The sequence below is a fragment of the Vagococcus elongatus genome, from assembly GCF_003987645.1.
Classification (GTDB): Bacteria; Bacillota; Bacilli; order Lactobacillales; family Vagococcaceae; genus Vagococcus_A; species Vagococcus_A elongatus.
This window is the reverse complement of sequence record NZ_NGKA01000001.1, coordinates 303,832-310,847: the sequence shown is the minus strand read 5'-3', so window position 1 is coordinate 310,847 and position 7,016 is coordinate 303,832. Positions and strand designations below refer to the sequence as shown.

Here is a 7,016-nt window from a genome sequence, read left to right as displayed (position 1 = left end):
GAATTAGAATTTTTATGATGAATGGTTTAATACAAATAAAATAACAGAAAAAGGAACTAAGTAGAGTAAACACTCCTACTCAGTTCCAAACTAATTTTTATTCATCAGTCCTATTTGACAAAGAGCCATTTTAATTCGAGTTACTGAAAAGGATTGTAAAATCTGCCATTATTAACAAAATATAAAGCAATGGAAATGATAAGAGTCAGTATCGAAATGGCAATAGTTATCCCATCAAGGGTGCTGAAAGGTTTTGCCATATACCACGTACGGGTCTTTTTCTTGCCGAATCGACGTAATTCCATGGCTGTACTGATGGATTCGATGCGGTCGATACTAGATAAAATCAACGGGGACACGATAGCAACCGTTCCTTTGATGCGCTGCGACAGCGGCGCTTTTTTAGATGTTTCAGAACCTCGTGCCTGTTGGGCAACTGAAATATCAAAATAATCTTCCTGAATATCCGGAATATAGCGCAAAGCCAATGCGACAGCATAGCTGATCTTATAGCTTACGCCGATTTTGTTTAAACTTGAGGCAAATTCACTTGGATTGGTCGTCAAAATAAAAACAAGGGCAATCGGAATAGTAGAAAAGTATTTTAACAAGAGATTGAACTCATAGAAAAGCTGTTCGCTGGTTATAGTAAAACGCCACACACCCTCCCAAAGAACGTGTCTTGTGCCGTAAATCGAAACACCGTATTCGGGAGCAAAAACATAAACGGCAATCAAGTTGAGAATCGAGAAGAAAGTGATAAATTTTACGACAAAAGAAATCTGATGCCATTTGATACCGGAAATTTTAAATAAGACTAAGGATAATCCAGCAGCAGCCAGCAGAAATCTTGTATCATAAGTGGTCATCGTGGCAATAGAAATGAGGATCAACGCAATTAATTTTGCTGCCCCATTTAACTTGTGAATAGGAGTGTCTTCCGGAATATACCCAAGGATTTGAAAGTTCATTGAAGTCTAGCCTCCTTATCATACGCAATAAATTTATTGACAAACGTTACCGGCTCTTTCAGCCCGATTTTCTCCGCAAATAAAAATAAACTTGTTTCCTTCAGTGATGCTTGTTTGACGATATCGTGATCGGTCAGCACATCCACTGGAGAGGTATCTGCCACCACCGCTCCTTCATCAATCACAATCGTTCGTTCAGCGTATTCCAGCATCAAGTGCATATCATGGGTCACCATCCCGATGGTTAATCCCTGTTTGTTTAATTTTTTAAGGAATTGCATCATTTCAGTATAGTGACGCAAGTCCTGTCCCGCAGTAGGTTCGTCCAATAAAATCAATTCCGGTTCTAATACGAGGATGGAAGCAATGGTGACTCGCTTTTTTTGCCCGTAGCTCAAAGCAGAGATGGGCCAGTTTCTAAACGGATATAAACCGCAGACTTTTAGAGTTTCGTCTACTTTTTTATTGATTTTTTCTTCGGAAACTCCTCGAAGTACCAACCCTAAGCCGACTTCTTCCCGTATCATTTTTTTAGAAATCATTTGATTGGGATTTTGCATGACAAAACCAATGTTATCCGCTCGTTCTTTGATAGAAAAAGTAGTGAAATCTTGGCCTTTCCACGTCATTGCCCCTTGTTGAGGAGTGACAAAACCGCAAATGGATTTGCAGAGTGTCGATTTTCCAGAACCGTTTTTCCCAACAATACTGAAAATTTCACCTTTATGGATATCTAGTGAAAGGTCATTCAGCACTTGTTTTCCATGTTTGGTGTATTGAAAATCAATATGTTTGAGAGATAAAAGTGTGTCTTCTTTTTTTATGAAAGGCTGTTCAGGAATCGACTCATGCCATTGAGTCATTTTTTCTTTCAAATCAGGGCTGTTCACTTTGTTTAGATCTTCCAGATGTTGGGCATCAGCCATATTAATCTTGGCATATTTCATGGCGGTCACATAAAGAGGTTCACGGATGCCGATTTTTTCCAATAAATCAGATTTCAACAGTTTTTCTGGAGTGGTGTCGGAGACAATCGTCCCGTCATCGAAGACAATAATCCGGTCGATAGGGCGATGAAGGACATCTTCCAAACGATGTTCGATGATTACCGCAGTCGTTTGATTGCTCCGACAAATGTCATCAACTAAAGTAATGGCGTACTGCCCGCTCTCAGGGTCCAGATTTGCTAGAGGTTCATCAAGAAGCAGAACTGGCACTTCATCAATCAGCACACCAGCCATACTGACTCTTTGCTTTTGACCGCCAGATAAATCTTGGGGCCGATGACTGAGATGGTGTGATAACCCAACAATATCAGCGAACTGATTTACTTTTTGTTTCATGACAGATTGCTCAACATTTTCATTTTCTAATGAAAAAGCAATATCTTCTGCCACAGTCAAGCCGACAAACTGTCCATCCGTATCTTGCAGCACAGTGCCGACGTCAAAGGAGAGGTCGGCAATGTTTTCTTTTAAGACCTGTTTCCCGTTGATCAAAACATTCCCTTGAATATTCCCAGAATAAATGTGGGGAATCAAGCCATTGATACAATGGGCAAAGGTTGATTTTCCGCTGCCGCTGGGACCAATCACTAGGATTTTTTCTCCCGGATAAATAGCAACATTAATATCTTTAAGGGTGGGTTCCGCCTGACTATGATATTGAAAAGTAACATTGTTAAATTCAATGATTGGATTCATTTACAAAACTCCATCTTATTCTTTAGTTAAACTTCCTTTTTCTGTGCGTGATGAGGCATAAAGTTTCATTAAAATAGTTCCTAATATGCCAACGGAAACACTGTTAGCAAGAGAAGCGATGACTCCTTGTGTAAACACTTTGTTTGCCGGTTCTTGATAAATAATAATATCTAAAAATGGTGCAATAACGCCGAAAACAACTAATTGAGCAAGAAGCTGCAATACGATAAATTTTATCATATCTTTCACTGAGAATTCTCCGCTTTCTAAGTCAAATTGTTTTCCGATAAAACCATAAATAAGACCGATTAGTCCAGAACAAATAATCCAGCTCCACCAAGCACCATAAGTTGTCATATCTTTTATTGTGTGGCCGATAAAACCAATCAGGAAGCCGGCAACCGGACCAAAAAGCGAAGCCATCAACGCTAGGAATGGATAAGTCGTTTCCAGATTGGTGTTTGGTACGCCGGTGGGAATGGAAACAAATCTCCCTAATACAACAAATACTGCCGCTCCAATACCAATAGCCACAATTGTTTTAACAGAAAAATCTTTTTTCATTATTTACTCTCTCCTTAGTTTTCAAAAATTATTTTTGGTGCTTTTCTGAGCTGAAGTGTCCAGTCAATGCCAGTCCCAATGTTGTAAAGTTTGGAAAATGAGTCTTGATTTACCGCCACACCTAGATTTACTAGCGAATTAACATACACGAGGGGTTCACCTACATTGACATCAGCAAAAGATTTAGCGAACAACATCAAATTTTGGTAAACTTTTTTATCTTTGTGGAAAATTGTCACTTGAACATTATCTCCATGTTGAATCCCCACATGTTTAAGATAATCCAGCGGGATATTGGTCCACAAAGAACCAAAGCGCACATCCAGTACGTCAATGCTTCCTGTCAGAATACTTCCTTTTTGAGAAGCTTCAATAATAGAAAGCTTCTCAATGGTGCCTTCCTCTGTGATTTCACCAAGCTCTTCAAAAGTTATTTCTCCTGAAGCCAAGCGGGCACCATTATAAGCATAGATATCTCTGCCGTGAAAGGTATGACTTTCTTCCGAATGAGGCAGACGGCTTGTTATCTCATCGATTTGGCGGATTTCTTCTATCCCGTCATAATGAGCAATATGTGTCAGTGTTCCGTTATCCGGCGTAATAACATAGTGACCGGAACTTGTTTTACAGACGATACTTCTTCGGGCACTTCCGACCCCGGGGTCCACAACGGAAACAAAAACAGTTCCCTCGGGCCAATATTGAACTGTCTGGTATAAACGATAGGAAGCTACCCAAATGTCATAAGGCGGGATATCGTGTGTTAAATCATGAACTGCGATGGTTTCATCCACGGTATAGGCAACACCGTACATTGCACTGACAGCCCCATCTCCTAAACCAAAATCTGTCTGCAATACTAAACTTTTTTTCATTTGTCACTCCCCTTTAATAATTTATTTTACAAATCAAATATAGCATGATAACCAGATTCAAACAATTATTGGAGAGACAATAATCCAATATTTCAGTGTAATGTTCGTGATTATGCTGATATATCAGTGAATATGTCTCAAGCTATCAGTTTAAATTACAGAACTTCATTCTTTAGTCTCATGCTTTGAAAAGTATCTTATTATATACTTGAGATGAGAGTTTATTAGAAAATAATTAAAAGGGGGGATTACTGTTGAAAAAACAACGTATCATCTGGCTGGTCGTTATAGCCATAGCAGGTGTTTTCCTGATTGTTAGAAATTTTTCAGGATGGCCGTGGCACCGAGCGATAACATCAGAAACGATTGAAAGTTTTGACAGTGTGGTCATGGATTTGGCCGATGCTGATCTGGCGATAGTGGAAGGGTCTCAATTTGAGCTGTCTTTTCAAAATATCAAGGATAGTCAAGTTGATTGGAGTGTGGACGACGGGCAATTAGTTTTATCTGAGTCATCCTCTGGAAACATGTTTTTCAATTTCAATTCGAGGGAACGAACCATTATCTTAACAGTGCCCAGCAGTGCGGCCTTAAAAAGCATAGAGGTCAGCACTGAAGACAGTGACGTCAGCGCAGCAAATATCAATGTGGAGAAACTGGATTTAGATATGGTTGATGGAGAATTATCCCTTCAACAGATTAAAGGAGAACAAATTACTGTGATGATGGGGGATGGGGATACTCATCTGGACGGTATCAGTGCTAAAACACTTGAATTAAACTCCGATGATGGGGATTTATATTTTAATGCTGTGACGGCGAATCTACTAAATTCATCAGTGGCAGATGGGGACTTGATAATCAACAGCAGCAAGATTGAAAAAATGGAGCATAGTAGTGACAGTGGAGATATCACGTTTGATGATTCTGAGATAACTGAGAGTCTGATGAGTGTGATGGACGGGGATTTTATGGGAAATAAAGTAACTTTGGACACATTTGACTTTAGTAGTGACGATGGGGATGTTTCATTAAGTGTGGAAGGCAAAAGAAAAGATTATGAACTTATTCTAGATTCTGATGACGGGGAGATCCTTGTGGATGATCAAATCTATCGTGAAAATAAAGATCAGAGGGATCAACGGATCACGGTATCTTCTGGAGACGGGGACATTTTCATCATGTTCAGTCGTTAATCCAACTTGCTTAAAGAAGTTTATTTATTAATTGATCAATGTTTGAAACGTAAAAAGATGTTGGGGGATAAATTACGAAGAGTCAATGATTTTCTCAAGATCATTGACTCTTTTTGGCATTTTACATAATTTGCATAATTTGACGGTCAGAAGTCCACAGAATGTACTATCAGGATTGGATCGTCTGCACTTCCAATCAGTTCTCCCGTAATTCTTTTTTCTTTTCTCATGGCGGTAAAAGCTTCCACTAACAGGTTGTTATCGATGTCTTCTATCTCAATTAATTCGAGTCCTACACGAGTTGGGAAAGTGGTCAACTCCTTGATCTCACGCTCCAATTTTAAATAAGTATCATCGTACCCATAAGGCATACTAACACCATCCTTTGTCTTCTATTATAACAAGAATATATTTGGAAGAAAGGATAATCCTTTTATTAAAAAACTTTACAGGGAAATCTGAACAAGAACTTGAGTAGAGCTAGATATATCAAGTGTAAATTTCAGAGAATGAATGAAAAATAATTGCAACAACCAAGAAAGTCATACATAATTATTTGTTGTCTTAATTTATATTTGCTACAATTCAAAAAGGGGTGGATGGAAATGAGTTATTATGAAGAAGATTTTATTTTAAGACAGGCTAAGATAGTAGCTGACGGTTTTGCGAAATTTGTCACCCAAGAATCAATGGACAATATTTTTTATACTAAAGGGGAATCAGATGGGGAATTATATGAAGATGCTCTAGGAAAGTTGAACTTAAGAGGGTCTCTCCGAAAGGGAGACAAAAAAATGAAAGGCCAAAGCAACACTGGAAAATAAAGATACTATGTTGGATATGTACCAAGCATTTGAAAACAAATATCGAAATTTTTAGCCTATGGTCAATTCAAGAAACTTAAAGGAGGAAATTAATGTCTATTAATAAAAGAAAAGAAACTATTTTTAAACGAAAAAATTTAATATTTAAAATAGTTTTAATTCTCTTAGTTTTATCCGTTGTTTACGCCATAATAATGTTAACTCGTGCACCTTCAGGAGTCTCCAATAAAGAATATGAGTTGGTGAAAACCGACTATGTCTTGATGATTCTCCAATGCGTGGTAGGAATAATTGTTATTTTTCTTCCTCACAGAGTAGAGAAATTATTTAATGTAGAAATTCCCGACATGATGGAAATCATTTATTTTATCTTTTTGTTTTGTGCTATTTATCTAGGGGAAGTTCAAAATTTTTATTACAGAATCCCATTTTGGGACAACATTCTTCATGGCTTTAGTTCAATCATGCTTGGAGCTTTAGGCTTCGTGATTGTTGACTTTTTAAATTATAAAGTCAAAAGCAAGCTGCAGCTTAGTCCTTTTTTTGTCAGTCTATTTGCTTTTTGTTTTGCCATCACGTGCGGTGTCATCTGGGAAATTTATGAATATCTTGCCGACCACGTCTTAGGAACAAATATGCAGAAATTTATGACTGCCCACGGAGATATTCTAGTGGGTCATGATGCTTTGGGAGATACAATGGAAGACCTTATCATTAATTTTTTTGGTGCTCTAATCATCGTTATCTTAGGTTATATCCACTTAAAACGGCAGCAAAATGGCTTGAAATATATGGAAAACAAAACCAATCAATGAAAATAATTTTATTAATCCCACAAAAATTTGCCTTCCTAAGGTAAATTTTTGTGGGATTGTGATTGATT

Annotated in this window: 8 protein-coding genes; 3 read left to right on the top strand and 5 right to left on the bottom strand. The window is 37.9% G+C overall.

Annotation, left to right across the window (positions count from 1 at the left end; translation table 11 throughout):
* Positions 1–140: 140 nt before the first annotated feature.
* The 4 genes from CBF29_RS01415 to CBF29_RS01400 are packed head-to-tail and all read right to left on the bottom strand — an operon-like array spanning position 141 to position 4,113.
* Positions 141–971 carry an energy-coupling factor transporter transmembrane component T family protein gene (locus tag CBF29_RS01415; protein WP_126806505.1) on the bottom strand — a complete coding sequence of 277 codons (831 nt, stop codon included), beginning with the start codon at positions 969–971 and terminating at the stop codon, positions 141–143.
* Positions 968–2,674 (bottom strand): ABC transporter ATP-binding protein, encoded by a 1,707-nt coding sequence (locus CBF29_RS01410; RefSeq protein ID WP_126806502.1) that lies wholly within the window; start codon positions 2,672–2,674, stop codon positions 968–970. Before CBF29_RS01410 ends, CBF29_RS01415 begins: the two co-directional genes overlap by 4 nt.
* Positions 2,675–2,689: 15 nt before the next feature.
* Positions 2,690–3,238 (bottom strand): ECF-type riboflavin transporter substrate-binding protein, encoded by a 549-nt coding sequence (locus tag CBF29_RS01405; RefSeq protein ID WP_126806500.1) that lies wholly within the window; start codon positions 3,236–3,238, stop codon positions 2,690–2,692.
* Between the two features lie 14 nt (positions 3,239–3,252).
* Positions 3,253–4,113 (bottom strand): SAM hydrolase/SAM-dependent halogenase family protein, encoded by an 861-nt coding sequence (locus CBF29_RS01400; RefSeq protein WP_126806498.1) that lies wholly within the window; start codon positions 4,111–4,113, stop codon positions 3,253–3,255.
* A gap of 254 nt (positions 4,114–4,367) precedes the next feature.
* Here CBF29_RS01400 and CBF29_RS01395 point away from each other — a divergent pair, with 254 nt between their 5' ends.
* On the top strand, positions 4,368–5,309 hold the full coding sequence (locus CBF29_RS01395; RefSeq protein WP_126806495.1) for a DUF4097 family beta strand repeat-containing protein: 942 nt from the start codon (positions 4,368–4,370) through the stop codon (positions 5,307–5,309).
* A gap of 146 nt (positions 5,310–5,455) precedes the next feature.
* On the opposite strand, the gene CBF29_RS01390 is transcribed toward CBF29_RS01395, so the two are convergent.
* Positions 5,456–5,680, bottom strand: coding sequence for a hypothetical protein (locus tag CBF29_RS01390; RefSeq protein WP_126806493.1), 225 nt, complete (start codon positions 5,678–5,680; stop codon positions 5,456–5,458).
* 234 nt (positions 5,681–5,914) lie between these two features.
* Between CBF29_RS01390 and CBF29_RS01385 the strand changes: the two genes are divergently transcribed.
* Together CBF29_RS01385 and CBF29_RS01380 are read left to right on the top strand one after the other, a co-directional pair.
* Positions 5,915–6,133 (top strand): hypothetical protein, encoded by a 219-nt coding sequence (locus CBF29_RS01385; protein WP_126806491.1) that lies wholly within the window; start codon positions 5,915–5,917, stop codon positions 6,131–6,133.
* 92 nt (positions 6,134–6,225) lie between these two features.
* On the top strand, positions 6,226–6,948 hold the full coding sequence (locus CBF29_RS01380; RefSeq protein ID WP_126806489.1) for a DUF2238 domain-containing protein: 723 nt from the start codon (positions 6,226–6,228) through the stop codon (positions 6,946–6,948).
* Positions 6,949–7,016 lie beyond the last annotated feature (68 nt).